Source organism: Variovorax sp. YR750 (assembly GCF_900109805.1).
GTDB lineage: Bacteria > Pseudomonadota > Gammaproteobacteria > Burkholderiales > Burkholderiaceae_C > Variovorax > Variovorax gossypii.
Map to the genome: position 1 here is coordinate 168,040 of NZ_FOBJ01000015.1, position 15,690 is coordinate 183,729.

General features: G+C 64.3%; 14 protein-coding genes and 2 pseudogenes. 8 read left to right on the forward strand and 8 right to left on the reverse strand.

Going from position 1 to position 15,690, the window contains the following annotated elements:
* From BMY35_RS27620 to BMY35_RS38385, 3 genes are read left to right on the forward strand one after another with little or no spacing between them, the layout of a single operon-like run.
* On the forward strand, positions 1–1,278 hold the full coding sequence (locus BMY35_RS27620; RefSeq protein WP_143080754.1) for a cytochrome P450: 1,278 nt from the start codon (positions 1–3) through the stop codon (positions 1,276–1,278).
* Positions 1,271–2,020, forward strand: coding sequence for a class I SAM-dependent methyltransferase (locus BMY35_RS27625; RefSeq protein WP_093206210.1), 750 nt, complete (start codon positions 1,271–1,273; stop codon positions 2,018–2,020). The genes BMY35_RS27620 and BMY35_RS27625 overlap by 8 nt, the downstream gene beginning before the upstream one ends.
* Positions 2,021–2,025: 5 nt before the next feature.
* Positions 2,026–2,235, forward strand: coding sequence for a hypothetical protein (locus BMY35_RS38385; RefSeq protein WP_170217251.1), 210 nt, complete (start codon positions 2,026–2,028; stop codon positions 2,233–2,235).
* Between the two features lie 32 nt (positions 2,236–2,267).
* Here the strand turns inward: BMY35_RS38385 and BMY35_RS27630 are convergent.
* The 3 genes and pseudogenes from BMY35_RS27630 to BMY35_RS27640 all read right to left on the reverse strand — a co-directional run.
* Positions 2,268–2,591: pseudogene (locus tag BMY35_RS27630) on the reverse strand (nucleotidyl transferase AbiEii/AbiGii toxin family protein); the annotation flags it as partial.
* Positions 2,588–3,625, reverse strand: a complete 1,038-nt coding sequence (locus BMY35_RS38865) for a DUF6088 family protein (RefSeq protein WP_256229801.1) — start codon at positions 3,623–3,625, stop codon at positions 2,588–2,590. The gene BMY35_RS38865 and the pseudogene BMY35_RS27630, both read right to left, overlap by 4 nt.
* A 125-nt stretch (positions 3,626–3,750) precedes the next feature.
* On the reverse strand, positions 3,751–4,173 hold the full coding sequence (locus tag BMY35_RS27640; protein WP_256229803.1) for a hypothetical protein: 423 nt from the start codon (positions 4,171–4,173) through the stop codon (positions 3,751–3,753).
* Between the two features lie 201 nt (positions 4,174–4,374).
* Here BMY35_RS27640 and BMY35_RS27645 point away from each other — a divergent pair.
* From BMY35_RS27645 to BMY35_RS27665, 5 genes and pseudogenes are all read left to right on the forward strand, one after another.
* Positions 4,375–4,955 (forward strand): annotated as a pseudogene (locus BMY35_RS27645) (IS3 family transposase); the annotation flags it as partial.
* A gap of 207 nt (positions 4,956–5,162) precedes the next feature.
* Entirely contained in the window at positions 5,163–6,122 is a 960-nt protein-coding gene (locus BMY35_RS27650) for a Bug family tripartite tricarboxylate transporter substrate binding protein (RefSeq protein WP_093206279.1), read from the forward strand.
* Positions 6,123–6,215: 93 nt separating this feature from the next.
* The gene (locus BMY35_RS27655; RefSeq protein WP_093206211.1) at positions 6,216–7,346 is read left to right on the forward strand and encodes an L-talarate/galactarate dehydratase; all 1,131 of its coding nucleotides are present in this window, start codon (positions 6,216–6,218) and stop codon (positions 7,344–7,346) included.
* A gap of 36 nt (positions 7,347–7,382) precedes the next feature.
* On the forward strand, positions 7,383–8,960 hold the full coding sequence (gene garD, locus BMY35_RS27660; RefSeq protein WP_093206212.1) for a galactarate dehydratase: 1,578 nt from the start codon (positions 7,383–7,385) through the stop codon (positions 8,958–8,960).
* A gap of 7 nt (positions 8,961–8,967) precedes the next feature.
* Positions 8,968–9,726: a FadR/GntR family transcriptional regulator gene (locus BMY35_RS27665; protein ID WP_093206213.1), complete on the forward strand. Its 759-nt coding sequence runs from the start codon at positions 8,968–8,970 to the stop codon at positions 9,724–9,726.
* Positions 9,727–9,821: 95 nt separating this feature from the next.
* On the opposite strand, the gene BMY35_RS27670 is transcribed toward BMY35_RS27665, so the two are convergent.
* The 5 genes from BMY35_RS27670 to BMY35_RS27690 all read right to left on the reverse strand — a co-directional run bounded on the left by BMY35_RS27670 (position 9,822) and on the right by BMY35_RS27690 (position 15,683).
* On the reverse strand, positions 9,822–10,826 hold the full coding sequence (locus BMY35_RS27670; protein ID WP_093206214.1) for a LacI family DNA-binding transcriptional regulator: 1,005 nt from the start codon (positions 10,824–10,826) through the stop codon (positions 9,822–9,824).
* A 505-nt stretch (positions 10,827–11,331) separates the two neighbouring features.
* Positions 11,332–12,000 carry a glutathione S-transferase family protein gene (locus BMY35_RS27675; RefSeq protein ID WP_093206215.1) on the reverse strand — a complete coding sequence of 223 codons (669 nt, stop codon included), beginning with the start codon at positions 11,998–12,000 and terminating at the stop codon, positions 11,332–11,334.
* A 535-nt stretch (positions 12,001–12,535) separates the two neighbouring features.
* Positions 12,536–13,666, reverse strand: coding sequence for an acyl-CoA dehydrogenase family protein (locus BMY35_RS27680; RefSeq protein ID WP_093206216.1), 1,131 nt, complete (start codon positions 13,664–13,666; stop codon positions 12,536–12,538).
* A 4-nt stretch (positions 13,667–13,670) separates the two neighbouring features.
* Positions 13,671–14,855 (reverse strand): acetyl-CoA C-acyltransferase, encoded by a 1,185-nt coding sequence (locus BMY35_RS27685; protein WP_093206217.1) that lies wholly within the window; start codon positions 14,853–14,855, stop codon positions 13,671–13,673.
* A 69-nt stretch (positions 14,856–14,924) separates the two neighbouring features.
* Positions 14,925–15,683, reverse strand: coding sequence for a 3-hydroxyacyl-CoA dehydrogenase (locus BMY35_RS27690; protein WP_093206218.1), 759 nt, complete (start codon positions 15,681–15,683; stop codon positions 14,925–14,927).
* Positions 15,684–15,690 lie beyond the last annotated feature (7 nt).

Here is a 15,690-nt window from a genome sequence, read left to right on the forward strand (position 1 = left end):
ATGGACGCGACCTTGCTCGATCCGTTCTCGCCGCAGGCGCTGGCCGATCCCTACCCGGTCTACCGGCGCCTGCGCGAACAGTCGCCCGTGCACCCGGTGGCGCCCGGGCGCTGGATCGTCTCGCGCCATGCCGATGTGCTGGCCCTGTTGCGCGATCCGCGCTGCGCGCACTGGGGCCACGCGCCCGAGCTCGATGCCTTGCGCTCGCCGCACGAGCGGGCGCTGGCGCAGGCCCTGCGCCTGTTCGCGCCGTCCGACCCGCCCGGTGCGCTGCGCCGCCAGATGAGTGCCGTGTTCAACACCCAGGTGCTGGAGCGCATGCCGCAGCGCCTCGCGCCGCTGGCCGACCGGCTGCTCGATGGGCTTGGTGGACACGGCGGAGGCGGCGGACTCGATGGACTCGATGGACTCGATGGACTCGGAGAAGGCCGCAGCCGCGACGTGCTGGCCGCCTATGCGCACCCGCTCACCATGCAGGCGGTGGGCGACATGCTGGGTCTTTCGGATGCGCAGACGCTGGCACTTGCGCAGGCGATGGGCGGCCTGGACGGCTCGCTGTTCGAGGGCCTGCGCGGCGCGGGCATCGCGGCGCCCGCTTCGGGGCCGGTCGCCCGGTTGCAGGCCTGCATGGATGCGCTCATCGATCAGGCGCAGGACAGGCCCGACGCGCTGATCTCGGGCCTGCGCGCGGCCGTCGACGCGCAGGGCCCTGCGGCGGATCGACGCGACCGGCTGCTCAACGCCTTGCTCGTGCTGGTCTACGCCGGGCACCACAACATGCTCAACTTCATCGGCAACGGATTGCTGGCGCTGGCGATGCATCCGCAGGCGCAGGCCCGGCTGCGCCAGGAGCCGGCGCTGGCCGACCGGGCGATGCTGGAGCTGCTGCGCCACGACAGTCCGCTGCAGTACATCGTGCTCGTGGCGAGCGAGCCGCTCGCGCTGCACGGGCGCGAGATCGCGCGCGGCGACGAGGTCCTCGTGTGCACGGGGTCGGCCAACCGCGACGAGACCGTCTTCGAGGATCCCGACGGCCTGGACTTCGCGCGGGCCAACCCCATGGACTCCCTGTCCTTCGGCAGCGGTGCGTGGCGCTGCATCGGTGCGCGCCTGGCGCTGCGCATCGGGGCCACGGCGTTCTCGAAGATCGTGGCGCGCGGCTTCGCGCTCCCCGCGAACATGCCGGCCCTGCGCCGGGTCCGGGGGCCCCTTGTGCAGCGGGGACTGGCCGCCCTGCCGCTCATGCTGCTGAGCCAGGAGGAGGGGCGCCATGGGTGACGCCGCATTCGTCGAGCGCTACGACCGCATGATCCTCGACGCGCAGATGCGCGCGTTCTACGGTGGCGGCGACTACTACAACGTCGGCCACTGGGACGCCGCGACCGGCAGCCTCGCGCAGGCCTGCGCCGCGCTGGTGCGGCGCGTGGCCGCGCCGGCCGTCCCGGTGGGCGCGCGCGCCCTGTGCCGCCCGGGCGACCTCGTGCTGGACGTCGGCTGCGGCCTGGGCGCTTCCACCGCGCAGCTCGCGGCCCTGTTGGCGCCGTCGCGCGTGATCGGGGTGAACCTGTCGCCCGCGCAGCTCGCGCATGCGCGGCAGCGGCATGACGGTCCGACCTTCTGCGCGATGGACGCCACGCGGCTGGGCTTTGCGGATGCGAGCGTGCGATGCGTCGTCTCGGTCGAAGCGGCGTTCCATTTCCGGTCGCGCTTCGATTTCCTGGTGGAGGCCGCCCGTGTGCTGCAGCCGGGCGGCATGCTGCTGATGAGCGACATGCTCTTCAATCCCGTGGTGGAACCGCCGTGGTGGGTCCCCCCGGAAAACGCCCGGCAGGACGCGGCGGGCTACCTGCGCGACTGCCATGCCGCCGGCTTCGTCGTCGAAGCGATGGACGACCTCACGGCCGCGACGCTCGAGCCGTTCTGCGAGCACCTGACGAGGCGCTATCCCGCCACGGGCGTTGCGCAGGCGTTGCGCGAGGAGGTCGATGCGTACGTCCTGGTGGCCCTGAGGAAGGCCTGAGCGGCATGCGCGTCACCGCGCACGAGGCCGGTCGCCACGACCTCCATGGCGGCGAGCAGGCGTCCCGCGAGCACAGGAACCTCCCCATCTCCACCGCAGCGCGCAAGGCCGTGCACATCCACCCCAGCACCTGCACCGTCGACCCGGCCGACGGGACCCCATGGCACGTGGCCGTCGAAGCCTGCAACTGCGAGAAGAAGGGGCCGTCGATGTAGGTTCGGCAAGCATCACGGATCTCATCGAGCCGCGCGCGGCGCTTCTTGCCGCTCATGGCCTCAAGCTCCGCCACGTCTACGGCCTGATGAAGGTCTTCACGGAACACCGTGATGTCGATGTCCTCCGAGAACCGTGAAATCAGGCTGAAGGCTTTCGAGAGCGATGTCCCGCCTTTAAAGAGAAGGCGCGGACCCCCGGGCTCCAGTCCATTGAAAAGCGCATCGAGCGTCCAGCAGACCCAGAAGTCTTTCTCGACGTTTTGGACGGCAGTGCCAAGGCGAGCCGCCGTGCCAAGAAACAGATCGCGGCGTTCTTCGTCGCTGGCAGTGATGACGGTCTGATAGGCCTCGTTCATTTCACGCCTGCCGGTATGTCGCTGTGCGATTTCTTCTGGACAGGCGTTGGCTTGCTGGCGCTTGCCGCGTCCGGCATGAGATCAAGGAGGGGGCGCAGATAGTCCTGCATCCAGATCGGAAGCACGCTGAATCCTTGCGTCAGGTCATCGCGAATGGCATCGCCTTGCTTCTTGTCCGTCAGAAGCCTGCCGATTTTTTGCCGGATATGGTCGCTGTCCGAAGGCAGCGTGTCCTTCAGCCAGTGCAAGGCTTGCACTAGGCGCATGGCCGGACGGCCCGCCCAATACAACCGGCTTGGCGCGCACAGCTTGAACTCGATCAGCAGCTTGTCAAGCTGGATGGAGCGGCGCCGGGTGTCGGTATAGATGGTGACGTGAGCAGGGACGGCATCGGTCAGGCCCAGATCGTTCGCGGCCGTCATGCCGTCAACCAGGATGCGCAGGTTGTCGCGGCGGGCATCCGCATCGAAGCTGGTGCTGTGGGGCACGCGGATGACGTTGCTGGTGCTGTCCAGCGCGATGGCCAGGGTGTTGTTGCACACGACTCGCACGGTCGTCGGTGTGACGCTGGTGGCCAGCGTGCCGTCGCAGGAGGTCGCCAGCAACAGGTAGCCGTTAACGGTGTCGCTGCCCTTGAGCACGGCCTGTTTGCCGGTACGCGCGAGCGCCCAGACCTTGCGCCCGCCCTTGAGGACACCAGCCGTCTCCATCTCGTAGCCGCCGATCTCGGTGAGGTCGCGGTAGAACTCGAGAACGGCGCGAGGTTGCACGACCTGGTAGCGGCTGCTGACGACCGACAACGCGGCCCGAGTGTCGCTGCGGTAGAGCACCTTCTGCTCGGCAAAGGATTCGAGAGCCTGGAAGGAATCGCCTTCAGATTGGGTCATGAAGCGCACTGGGGTTTCGTGGATGCTCCAGTCCATGCCGGCTTGCTGGGCCCAGACCTCCAGGGGTTGCTTGGGCGGAAGGCGGTGACCCAGGCGGTGCCACGGTGTGTCGCCGGCATAGGCCATTGTTTCGATGAGATGTGCCATGGGAGGGGTCCTTTGCAGTGGGATATGAGGAAGAGGAGACGGAGAAAGGAAAAAGCCCGCAGCAGCGGGCTTCGAGCGTGATGAGAGAGGGGATTTCGGCACGAGGTCGCGCCACGGCAGAGCCATCAGCCGCGCGGGAGGCGGAAGGTGTGGCCACAACCCAAGCAGCGGCGGTTGCGCAGGATGGCGTCGTCGATAGCCTCGCCCAACGCCGCGCCAACAGCGCAGCCTGCGATGCCGCCGCTGAAGCCTGCAAGGATGGCTGCGGCCACGATGCCCAGGGGTGTCACAGCAGCAGCCGCGGCAACCCCAATGGCTGCTCCGATCTCGGCGCCCGTGATGGCACCGGACAGTGCGCCCGAGATGCCACCGGCCGCGCCGGCCACGGTGCCGACGACGGCGCCGGTCTTCTTGCCGATGTCGCGGGGCACGCTTCGAGACTGACAGATGGGGCATGTGGCGTTGACGAATCTCTCGGGTGCTGCGTGCATCTCGTGTTGAGGGAAGGGGTCGTCGTCGAAACTGTTGGATGTGAGTTCGTGGTCCATGAAGGGTGAGAGAGGGGGAATCCCTGCGAGGGGAGATACACGGCTGCGGAAGCCAGACGGCACAAAGCCCAGCGCGGCGGTGAAGCCGGGCTGGGCTTTGCGGATGGAAAGGACAGACTTTCTAGGGTCTGTCCGGTGTAGTCATATGGGGCTGAAAATTTTTGGAATCAAGAATCCTTGAAAACGCCATCACTGAAGGTCAGCGTGCGTCGCATGTGCAAGTTCATGGCGGTCCACCCCAGTGCTACTACGCTTGGAAGTGCGAGCCGGTGAGCGCCCGTAGCAAGGACGATCAGCGCCTGCGTAGCCTGCTCAGACAGGCATGGCTGGAAAGCGGTGGTGTCTACGGGTATCGCAAACTGACCATGGACATGCGCGATCTTGGCGAGACCTGCGGCAAGCACCGCGTGGCCCGTTTGCTTGGGCTCGAGGGCCTGCGCTCACAAACTGGCTATCGTCGCCGACCTGATTCGCGTGGTGGCAAGCCAGCGATGGTGGCGCCCAACCGTCTGCAACGGCGGTTCAACGTCCGTGACCCTAATCAGTCCTGGGTCACTGACATTACCTACATCCGCACGCATGAAGGTTGGCTGTATCTGGCCGTCGTCATCGACTTGTTCTCCAGGTAGGTGATCGGCTGGTCCATGGGGCACCGCATTGACACGGAGTTGGTGCTCAACGCGCTGCTGATGGCTTTGTGGCGCAGACAACCCCAAGGCGCAGTCACGGTGCACTCGGATCAGGGAAGTCAATTCACTGGACATGGCTGGCAGGACTTCCTGCACGATCGCCGACGCCATGCTGAACCGCCGATTCACCGTCTACGAGCGCGAGCAATCTGGATTGACAAAATAAATGACAACGATATCATTCAGAAGACTGCACACGCAGATTTCCGGGAATTCGTATACGCACAAACCATAGAGATTGGGTATACAAAATTGATAACGATATCAATTTGGTGCTCGATGCGCGATTGGAGACTTTTTATGAAGCGATTCCTGGCGTCCATCACGATTAGCGCCGCGGCTTTGAGCGCTTACGCTCAAAATTGGCCCGGCAAGTCCGTCACGCTCGTTGTGCCCTTTCCTCCGGGTGGCTCGACTGACCAGGTGGCGCGGGCCGTGGCGCCCAGGCTCACAGAGAAGTTCAAGCAGTCTTTCCTCGTGGACAACAAGGCGGGCGCAACTGGAACCATCGGTGCCACTTTCGTGAAGCGCGCGCCAGCAGATGGCTATACCTTCTTGGTCACCTCGCTGGGCCCCTTGGTGATCGTTCCGCACCTGATCAAAGGCCTCCAATACGATGCGCTGAAGGACTTCGACCTCATCACGGTCGCCGTCGCCTCACCCAACGTACTGGTGGTGCCTGCGAATTCACCCCACAAGAATGTTGCGGATGTCATCGCCTTTCAGAAAGCCAATCCGGGAAAGATGAGTTTCGCGTCCGCAGGCAACGGCTCCAGTGACCACCTCACGGCGGAACTGTTCTGGCAACAAACAGGTACCAAGGGTATTCATGTTCCCTACAAGGGAGGCGCTCCGGCGCACACCGACCTGATGGGGGGGCAAGTGGATGCCTCGTTCCAGAACATCAACGCGGTGGCTCAATACATCAAGGGGGGCAAGATGCGCGCTTTGGCCATCACAAGTCCCAAGCGTTCGCCGATCCTGCCCGATGTCCCGACGCTTGCGGAGGCTGGTGTCAGCAACGTCGAAGTTGCCTCCTGGCAAGCAGTCGTCGCTCCCAAGGGCTTATCCCGCGCCCTGCGGGACAAGGCAAACGCGGCATTCGTGGAAGCGCTCAATGATCCGGTCGTGAAAGAGCAATTCACGTCCATCGGCTTTGAGATGGTCGCCAATACGCCGGCCGAGTTCGCAGCGTTCCAGCAGAAGGAGTATGCGAAATGGAAACAGGTCGTTGAGATCGGAAAAATTTCCATCGAGTAAGGCGTGCCAAGCCCGACGCCAGGGCCGCACCCGTTCGCCCCGTCCTGCGCGCAGCGCGCGTCATACAGTCCATACCCTTTGAGTCTCTCCACAATGTCGCACGACAGCATCGCCCACATCCGGCTTTCCTCCTGCTACCTGCCGCTGGCCAATCCGATCAGCGACGCCAAGGTGCTGACCGGGCGACAGAAGCCCATGACCGAGATCGCGATGCTGTTTGCGGAGATCGAGACCCGGGACGGCCACAAGGGCCTGGGCTTTTCGTACGCCAAGCGCGCGGGAGGCCCCGGCCAGTTCGCACATGCCAGGGAGGTGGCGCCCGCCCTGATCGGCGAGGACCCCAGCGACATCGCCAGGCTTTGGACCAAGTTGTGCTGGGCCGGTGCGTCGGTGGGCCGCAGCGGCCTGGGCGTACAGGCCTACGGCGCCTTCGACGTTGCGCTCTACGACCTCAAGGCGCGCCGCGCCGGGCTGTCGCTGGCCAAGCTGCTGGGCTCACAACGCGACTCCGTGCGCTGCTACAACACCTCGGGCGGCTTCCTGCACACGCCTATCGATCAGCTGAAAGTGAACGCGGCCGCGTCCATTGAACGCGGCATCGGCGGTATCAAGCTCAAGGTCGGCCAGCCCGATGGCAAGATTGACATTGAGCGTGTGGAAGCCGTGCGCCAGCACTTGGGCGACCACGTGCCGCTGATGGTAGACGCCAACCAGCAATGGGACCGCCCCACGGCGCAGCGCATGTGCCGCATCTTCGAGCAGTACAACCTTGTCTGGATTGAGGAGCCGTTGGATGCCTACGACCATGAAGGCCATGCCGCGCTGGCTGCGACCTTCGACACGCCCATCGCCACCGGCGAGATGCTGACCAGTCTCACCGAGCACTATGACCTGATCCGGCACCGTGCGGCCGACTACCTGATGCCCGACGGCCCGCGCGTGGGGGGCATCACGCCCTTCCTCAAGATTGCCGCGCTGGCCGAGCATGCCGGGCTGAGCCTGGGGCCGCATTTCGCGATGGAGTTGCACGTTCACCTGGGCGCGGTGTATGCCACCGAGCCTTGGGTCGAGCATTTCGACTGGTTGGAGCCGTTGTTCAACGAGCGCCTGGAAATCCGGGATGGCCGGATACTGGTGCCCACGCGCCCCGGCCTGGGCTTGAGCCTGAGCGAACAGGCGCGCGCCTGGACGCGCGAGTCGGCGGAGATCGGCCAGCGCGCCTGAATCAGATTAGGCGCCGCGATAGAAACAGCCACCACGATGATCAGCGCCCCGCTCTACATCACCATGCACCCAGCCGACAACGTGGCCATCGTGGCCAACGATGGCGGATTGTCCGCAGGCACCGTGTTCCCCGACGGGTTGACCCTGGTCGAAAAAGTGCCGCAAGCACACAAGGTGGCGCTGCAGGACATTCCCGAAGGCAGTGCCGTGCGTCGATACAACGTGATCATCGGCTACGCCAGCAAGGCACTGCCGCGCGGCAGTTGGGTGCACGAGCGGCTGCTGATCATGCCCGCCGCGCGAGAATTGGAAGGCCTGCCCATCGCCACCGTCAAGCCCGAGCCACAGCAGCCGCTCGAGGGCTACACGTTCGAGGGCTATCGCAATCCGGACGGCTCCGTTGGCACGCGCAATATCCTGGCCATCACGCAGACTGTGCAGTGCGTGGCCGGCATCACCGACTTCGCCGTACAGCGGATCAAGGCCGAGTTGCTGCCCAGGTTTCCCAACGTGGACGACGTGGTCGCGCTGGAGCACACTTACGGCTGCGGCGTGGCCATCGATGCGCCGGACGCGGTCATCCCGATCCGCACGCTGCGCAACATCAGCCTGAACCCCAACTTCGGCGGCGAAGTGATGGTGGTCAGCCTGGGGTGCGAGAAGCTGCAGCCCGAACGGCTGCTGCCGCCGGGCTCCATTCCGCTCATCGACGAGCGCAATGTGGCCGATGTGGGCACGACGGAAGAAGCCAAGCTGGATGTGGTCTGCCTGCAAGATGAGGCTCATGTCGGCTTCATGTCCATGATGCAGTCCATCCTGCGGCAGGCCGAGGAACATCTGGAACGCCTGAACGCGCGCCGCCGCGAAACCGTGCCGGCAAGCGAACTCGTGGTGGGCGTGCAATGCGGCGGCAGCGATGCCTTCAGCGGTGTCACCGCCAATCCGGCCGTGGGCTACTGCACCGACCTGCTGGTGCGCGCTGGCGCGAGCGTTATGTTCAGCGAGGTGACGGAAGTGCGCGACGGCATCGACCAGTTGACCTCGCGCGCAAGCACTCCCGAAGTGGCCGAAGCCATGATTCGCGAGATGGCCTGGTACGACGCCTACCTGGACAAGGGCCGCGTCGACCGCAGCGCCAACACCACGCCGGGCAACAAAAAAGGCGGGCTGTCCAACATCGTCGAGAAGGCGATGGGCTCGATCGTCAAGAGCGGCAGCGCGTCGATCACGGGCGTGATCTCGCCCGGCGAGAAGCTCAGGCAGAAAGGCCTGATCTACGCGGCCACGCCCGCCAGCGACTTCATCTGCGGCACGCTGCAACTAGCGGCTGGGATGAACCTGCACGTGTTCACCACGGGTCGGGGCACACCCTACGGCCTCGCCGCGGTACCGGTCATCAAGGTCGCCACGCGCGATGACCTGGCCCGCCGCTGGCACGACCTCATGGACATCAACGCTGGCACCATCGCCACCGGCGAGAAAACGATTGCCGACGTCGGCTGGGAAATGTTCCAGCTCATGCTGGACGTGGCCAGCGGCCGCAAGAAGACCTGGGCCGAGCACTGGAAGCTGCATAACGCCCTGGTGCTGTTCAATCCGGCGCCCGTGACCTGAAATTCAAGTGTTTGAACAGCTTGATTGCGGCGGTGGTGGACGCAAGCGCCGCGATCTTGCGGTCACCCTGGTCGAAGCGCTCGAAAGTCGCATTCTCGCGGGGTTGATTCGAGAGGGTGAAAAGCTGCCGACAGAAGCAGCCTTGATGGGACAATTCGGCGTGAGCCGCACCGTCGTTCGCGATGCGCTCTCAAGGATGAAAGCTGGCGGCTGGGTCAAATCTCGACAAGGGTCGGGCACTTTTGTCAGCAGCACAGGCCATGGCAACGCGCCCGGCACGCAAGGTCCTCCCCATCTTGTCGGTCTTCAGTTTGCGCTCGACATTCTCGAACTCCGCGTCGGCTTGGAATCAGAAGCGGCCGCATTGGCTGCCCAGCGCCGTTCAGCGAGCGATCTCAATCACATCCGGAACGCACATGAAGCCCTTCAAACCGACCTGCCGGACGAGGACGTCAGAGCGTTAGCGTATCTGGATTTTCACTTGAAGATTGCGCAGGGTGCGCATAGCCCACAGTACTTGTCAGCGCTGGAAGCCGTGAGCGCTGCGATGGTTTCGCTATCCGTTTTCCAGCGTATGCACGCCATGAATGCACGCGTCACCTGGGAACTCCAGGAGATGAGCGAACACGGCGAAATTCTTCTTGCGATAGAAAGACGCGACTCCGAGGGTGCTCGCGCGGCCATGCGACTTCATCTGGCAAACAGCCGCGTACGCCGCCTTGCGACCTCGCTAGAAACTACCGTCGCGGATCTCCGCCGAGATTAGGTTGCACAACCCTGCGGAGTCCCCTGGGTCGAGCCCCGCTTGTCATCAACTCAATGAGACATTGGTGCAGCTACATATCACGTATTCAATCGTGCTCAGCTCTGGGAAGTCGACTCTCGCTCGACGATTCGGAAGCCGACGTCCACGATGGGCTGCGCAATGGCCACACCGCGGCACCTGTCCACGATTAGCCGCGCGGCGGTACTGCCGATGACGGCACCGTCCACTTGCACGGTGGTCAATGAAGGCTGCATGTGCGCAGCAAAGTCGGCATCCCCGAATCCGCACACAACCAACTGCCCCGGCACTCGCAGCCCCCGCGCCTGAGCCTCGGCCAGCACCCCTTGGGCCAGTTGATCGGAACTGCAATACACAGCCTGCAGGGTCGGGTCCTGCCGCAGCAGTTCGGTCAAGGCCCTGCGGCCCAGTTCCATGCTGCTGGGCGCGGGCACCACGGCGGTAGGCACGTCGCGCCCGAGGGTCGCGAGCAAGCCCTCGCGGCGAAGGGCACCGCGATGGTCGTCGCCGGTAGCGATACCTATGCGCTGCCAGCCCTTGCTCAAGAAGTATCCCGCGATCGCGCTGCCAACCTTGATGTGCGAAAAGCCCACCAACATGTCCACCGGCCGATCGCTCAAGTCCCACATTTCCACCACTGGAATACCGGCGTTGCGCAGCTGTTCGCGCGAGGCGGTGGAATGCACCAGGCCCGTGACCACGATGCCGTCGGGGCGGCGGCTGATCATGGTGTTGATCAACGCCTCTTCGCGTGCGTGGTCGTAGCCGGTCTGGCCCAGAATCAACTGGTAGCCAGCGGCGTCGAGAGAGGATGTGAGGCTTTGCACGGTTGGCAGAAACTGTGCCACCGAAATCGCCGGCACCAGGCAGGCCACCATCAAGCTGCGCTTGGACTTCAGGCTGCCGGCCAGCAGGTTGGGAATGTAGCCCGTACGTTGCACGGCCTCGTGAACCTTGGCGATTGTGCCTTCAGACACGACAGCGGGGTTGCTTAGAGCGCGGGACGCCGTAATAAGCGACACCCCAGCTTCCCGTGCCACGTCATGCAGCGTGGCGGACTTGGTGGCGCGAAAAACAGTCATGACGGATCTGCGGCGAAGGTGGTGTCGGCAAACGCAGTTGCGTTTTCTTGCTGCGCGAGGTGTGCCCTATGGTATCCAATCACGCAGGCGCGTCCGGCGATGCGGTACGCACAGAACCGGCTCCGCAAATCTGAACGCGCGGCAAATGGATAAGCGGCCCCTGGGGCGAGCATGGAGCCCGATACGACAATCGCCGATCTGGCCAAACACGATGTGCATCCCCATCAGATCACGGGGTGGCGACGCTAGCTCATCGAGCGTGCGGCGGATCTTCCGAAAGCATCACGGCGTCGGAGACGCCGCCGGTTGACGCGCAAGTGGTCGAGTTACCCGAATTGGAACGTCTGCGATACAACTTCAAACAGGATCTCGAACACGCTTTGCTCTCATTGGTGCGTGGGGTAGTTCAATCATGGAAGTCGTTGCGAACCTAGGCATGCTCGATGGCGCCGTCCGGGCCTGTGCCTTGACTGACACGGACCTGGAAGCTGCGAGAGGTTCGTTCTCACGGCCGGATGTCGGGCGACGGAATTGTCGCGACGCCCTGGGCACTGGCTACAGCCGCTTGTGCCGACATGGCGGCTTGGTATGCGGGGCGCGCCTGCAAGCGTTCCCAGTAGGTCGACACGGCTGACGTGAATCGTTTGTCCAACCCCAAGTGCTGGGCGAGCAAAAGCGCGTAGCCGACCGAAATATCGGCTGCGGTGAACCGGCCAGCGCAAAGGTACTCCTGCTTCGCGAGCAGAGGGTCCAGTGTTCGCAGACGCGCTAGAAACCATTTGCCATAGTCTTCGGCGACCTGAGGTTGTCGGCGCTCCCCCACCTCGAAATGGGTGTATCGCAAGACAAGCGTTTGCGGGAAGGTCAACGTCGCTTCTCCGAAATGAAGGAAGTTGAGATAAGCGCCGTAGCCTGGCTCGTTCACACTGACGTCCAGATTGCCGGCCGAGTACTGTGCCGCGAGGTACTGGCAAATGGCCACCGACTCCGTCATACGGATGCCGTCCTGGGAAAAGGCAGGGACAGTGCCTAGTGGATTGATGTCCAGGTACGAGCGGGCTAACGCTCGCGGCGGAAATGGAAGCATCTTCAATTCGTAAGGAACGCCGATTTCCTCGAGTGCCCAAAGCGGCCGGAATGACCGCGCACTGACGCAATGATGCAAGGTGATCATTTCTGTATTCTCTCCGTCTCATCTGCGACTGAAAGTAACTCCTTTTGAATTGCTCATGGCTACCAACCTGCCGACGGAGTTCGAAGTGCCTCGTCCCATTTCCTCATGAACGAGCGTCGCAAGCTCCCCCGCCAGATTTATGGCTCTGGATCAGGAAGCCTAGAGAGACAACGACATCAACGTCGCGCGCCCTTCCATCGCCGATGATCTCCAACGCGCTCTCAAGCGTCCATGCAACCCTGTTAGAGCAGCAAAGACGTATGACTGATTCAAGCTGATGAGGCAACCTTGGTGATACCTTTATCGGGTACCCCTCACCAACATTTGCTGCGGAGAGAGCTTCAACCAGTGAGGCTCTCAGGAGTTTGGCCAAGTTCGTAGCATCGTCACTGGGTTTCATGGTCCTTGAGATTTCTAACACCTTGCTTTCTCCAAACTCGCGTAAGGAAGATTCGCTGAAGCAATCGCAGGTACGACCGAGCGCCACCGAGCAGTCACGTCTGATTTCAACGCGCCCTCGGCATTTCAACCGGCCCTACGCAAGCGCGCGCTGGATCAGCAGCTTCTGGATGTCCGAAGTGCCTTCGTAGATCTGGCACACGCGCACGTCGCGGTAGATGCGCTCCAGCGGGAAGTCGTTCACGTAGCCGTAGCCGCCGAGCGTCTGGATGGCGGCGCTGCATACGCGCTCGGCCATCTCGCTCGCGAAGAGCTTGGCCATGGCGGCTTCCTTCAGGCAGGGCAGGCCGGCGTCGCGCAAGCTGGCCGCGTGCCAGATCAGCTGGCGCGCGGCCTCGATCTGCGTGGCGCATTCGGCGAGGCGGAAGCCCACGGCCTGCTGGTCGAAGATGGAACCACCGAAGGCCTGGCGCTCCTTGGCATAGGCCAGCGCGGCGTCGAAGGCGCTGCGCGCCATGCCCACGCTCTGCGCGGCGATGCCGATGCGCCCACCTTCCAGCGCGCCGAGCGCGATCTTGTAGCCCTCGCCCTCCGCGCCGATGAGGTTCTCGCGCGGAATGCGGCAGCCGTCGAAGTTGATCTGCGCGGTGTCGCTGCTGTGCTGGCCGAGCTTGTCTTCCAGCCGTGCCACGTTGTAGCCGGGCGCGTCGGTCGGCACGATGAACGCGCTCATGCCGCGCTTGCCGGCGCCCTTGTCGGTCACCGCGATGACGATGGCCACCTGGCCGTTCTTGCCGCTCGTGATGAACTGCTTCACGCCGTCGATCACGTAGCCGTCGCCGTCCTTGCGCGCCGTGGTGTGCAGGCTGGATGCATCGCTGCCGGCCTGCGGCTCGGTGAGGCAGAAGGCGCCGAGCATCTGCCCCTGCGCCAGCGGCTCCAGCCATTGCTTCTTCTGCTGCGCGTTGCCATAACGCATGAGGATGGCGTTGACCGGGCAGTTGGTCACGCTGATGGCGGTGCTAGTGCCGCCGTCGCCGGCCGCGATTTCTTCCAGCACCAGTGCGAGTGTGAGGTAGTCGAGCCCGGCACCGCCATGCTCCTCGGGCACGCAGATGCCGTAGGCGCCCAACGCGGCGAGGCCCTGGTGGGCCTCCTTGGGAAAGCTGTGCTCGCGGTCCCACTTCGGGGCGTGGGGCCACAACTCGGCCTGCGAGAAATCGCGCACCGCGTCGCGAATGGCTTCTTGGTCGGAGGTGAGCAGCATGTTTTCAGATGAGTTCAATCGCCACGGCGGTACCCTCGCCTCCCCCAATGCACAGCGTGGCCACGCCACGCGTCTTGCCGCGCGCCTTCAGCGCGTGGATCAGCGTGACCATGATGCGCGCGCCGCTGGCGCCGATCGGGTGGCCCAGTGCGCAGGCGCCGCCATGCACATTGACGATGTCGTGCGACACGTCGAGCTCGTGCATCAGCGCCATCGGCACGACGGCGAAGGCTTCGTTCACTTCCCACAGGTCGACGTCACGCGCCTTCCAGCCGGTCTTGGCGAACAGCTTCTGCACGGCCCCGACGGGTGCGGTGGAGAACCACTCGGGCTGCTGCGCATGCGTGGCGTGGCCGACGATGCGTGCGATGGGCTTCGCGCCGATCTTCTTTGCGTGCGACTCGGTCATCATCACCAGCGCGGCTGCGCCGTCGTTGATCGACGAGCTCGACGCGGCGGTGATGGTGCCGTTCTCCTTCTTGAAGGCGGGCTTGAGCGTGGGGATCTTGTCGAGCTTGACCTTGCCCGGGCCTTCGTCGACCGAGATCACGGTCTCGCCGCCGCGGCCCTTGACCGTGACGGGCACGATCTCGTCCTTGAAGAGGCCGATGTCGGTGGCCTTCTTGGCGCGCTCGACGCTGGCGATGGCGAAGGCGTCCTGCTGCTCGCGGGTGAACTTGTACTTGGCGGCGCAGTCCTCGCCGAAGGTGCCCATCGAGCGGCCGGGCTGGTAGGCGTCTTCCAGGCCGTCGAGCATCATGTGATCGAAGATGCGGTCGTGGCCCATGCGGTAGCCGCCGCGGCCCTTGAGCATGAGGTAGGGCGCGTTGGTCATGCTTTCCATGCCGCCGGCCACCATCACGTCGTGCGTGCCGGCCAGCAGCAGGTCGTGCGACAGCATCGCGGCCTTCATGGCCGAGCCGCACATCTTGCTGAGCGTGACCGCGCCCGCGCTGTCGGGCAGGCCACCCTTGTAGGCCGCCTGGCGCGCCGGGGCCTGGCCCTGGCCGGCCATCAGGCAGTTGCCGAACAGCACTTCGCCCACGCCGTCGGGCGCGATGCCGGCGCGCTCGACGGCGGCCTTGATGGCTGCGCCGCCGAGGTCGTGCGCGGAGAGGGAGGCGAAGTCGCCCTGGAAGCCGCCCATGGGGGTGCGTACGGCGCCGACGATAACGATGGATTCGGACATGGGAATTCCTTGTAGACGTGAAGGAGCGCGAAAGGCTTAGGCAGGGACTGGGATCGAGATTGCGCTGGTCTAACGTGGTGGCAGACGAATCGCTCCGTCCAGACGAATCACCTCGCCGTTGAGCATGTCGTTCTCGATGATGTGCTTCGCGAGCTTGGCGTAGTCCTCGGGCGTACCCAGGCGCGAAGGGAAGGGCACGCTGACGGCCAGGGCGTCCTGCACTTCCTGCGGCATGCCGAAGAGCATGGGCGTGCCGAAGATGCCGGGGGCGATGGTCATGTTGCGGATGCCGCTGCGCGCGAGGTCGCGGGCGATGGGCAGGGTCATGCCGACCACGCCGCCCTTCGAGGCGCTGTAGGCAGCCTGCCCGATCTGGCCGTCGTAGGCGGCTACGGATGCGGTGGAAATCAGCACGCCGCGCTCGCCGGTGGATTCGGGCTCGTTCTTGCCCATGGCGTCGGACGCCAGGCGGATCATGTTGAAGCTGCCGATCAGGTTGACCGTGACGGTCTTGCTGAACGTGGCCAGCGCGTGCGGGCCGTTCTTGCCCACGGTTTTCTCGGCGGGCGCGATGCCGGCGCAGTTGACGAGGCCGACCAGCTTGCCCAGCTTGAGCGCTGCTGCCACGACGGCCTGGCCGTCGGCTTCCTGGCTCACGTCGCACTTGACGAACACGCCGCCGATTTCCTTGGCAACGGCTTCGCCCTTTTCAGCCTGCATGTCGGCAATGACCACCTTGCCGCCGTTGGCGGCAAGCATGCGCGCTGTGCCTTCGCCGAGGCCCGAAGCGCCGCCGGTCACGATGAAAACCTGGCCGTTGATATTCATTTCGCTG

What these genes read in the sequence shown, in the direction of transcription:
- BMY35_RS27640 (WP_256229803.1), bottom strand. Translation starts at nt 4,173, where the DNA reads ATGGACCACGAACTCACATCCAACAGTTTCGACGACGACCCCTTCCCT.
- BMY35_RS38385 (WP_170217251.1), top strand. Translation starts at nt 2,026, where the DNA reads ATGCGCGTCACCGCGCACGAGGCCGGTCGCCACGACCTCCATGGCGGC.
- BMY35_RS27625 (WP_093206210.1), top strand. Translation starts at nt 1,271, where the DNA reads ATGGGTGACGCCGCATTCGTCGAGCGCTACGACCGCATGATCCTCGAC.
- BMY35_RS27620 (WP_143080754.1), top strand. Translation starts at nt 1, where the DNA reads ATGGACGCGACCTTGCTCGATCCGTTCTCGCCGCAGGCGCTGGCCGAT.
- BMY35_RS27675 (WP_093206215.1), bottom strand. Translation starts at nt 12,000, where the DNA reads ATGATCACCTTGCATCATTGCGTCAGTGCGCGGTCATTCCGGCCGCTT.
- BMY35_RS27670 (WP_093206214.1), bottom strand. Translation starts at nt 10,826, where the DNA reads ATGACTGTTTTTCGCGCCACCAAGTCCGCCACGCTGCATGACGTGGCA.
- BMY35_RS38865 (WP_256229801.1), bottom strand. Translation starts at nt 3,625, where the DNA reads ATGGCACATCTCATCGAAACAATGGCCTATGCCGGCGACACACCGTGG.
- garD (WP_093206212.1), top strand. Translation starts at nt 7,383, where the DNA reads ATGATCAGCGCCCCGCTCTACATCACCATGCACCCAGCCGACAACGTG.
- BMY35_RS27650 (WP_093206279.1), top strand. Translation starts at nt 5,163, where the DNA reads ATGAAGCGATTCCTGGCGTCCATCACGATTAGCGCCGCGGCTTTGAGC.
- BMY35_RS27690 (WP_093206218.1), bottom strand. Translation starts at nt 15,683, where the DNA reads ATGAATATCAACGGCCAGGTTTTCATCGTGACCGGCGGCGCTTCGGGC.
- BMY35_RS27655 (WP_093206211.1), top strand. Translation starts at nt 6,216, where the DNA reads ATGTCGCACGACAGCATCGCCCACATCCGGCTTTCCTCCTGCTACCTG.
- BMY35_RS27685 (WP_093206217.1), bottom strand. Translation starts at nt 14,855, where the DNA reads ATGTCCGAATCCATCGTTATCGTCGGCGCCGTACGCACCCCCATGGGC.
- BMY35_RS27680 (WP_093206216.1), bottom strand. Translation starts at nt 13,666, where the DNA reads ATGCTGCTCACCTCCGACCAAGAAGCCATTCGCGACGCGGTGCGCGAT.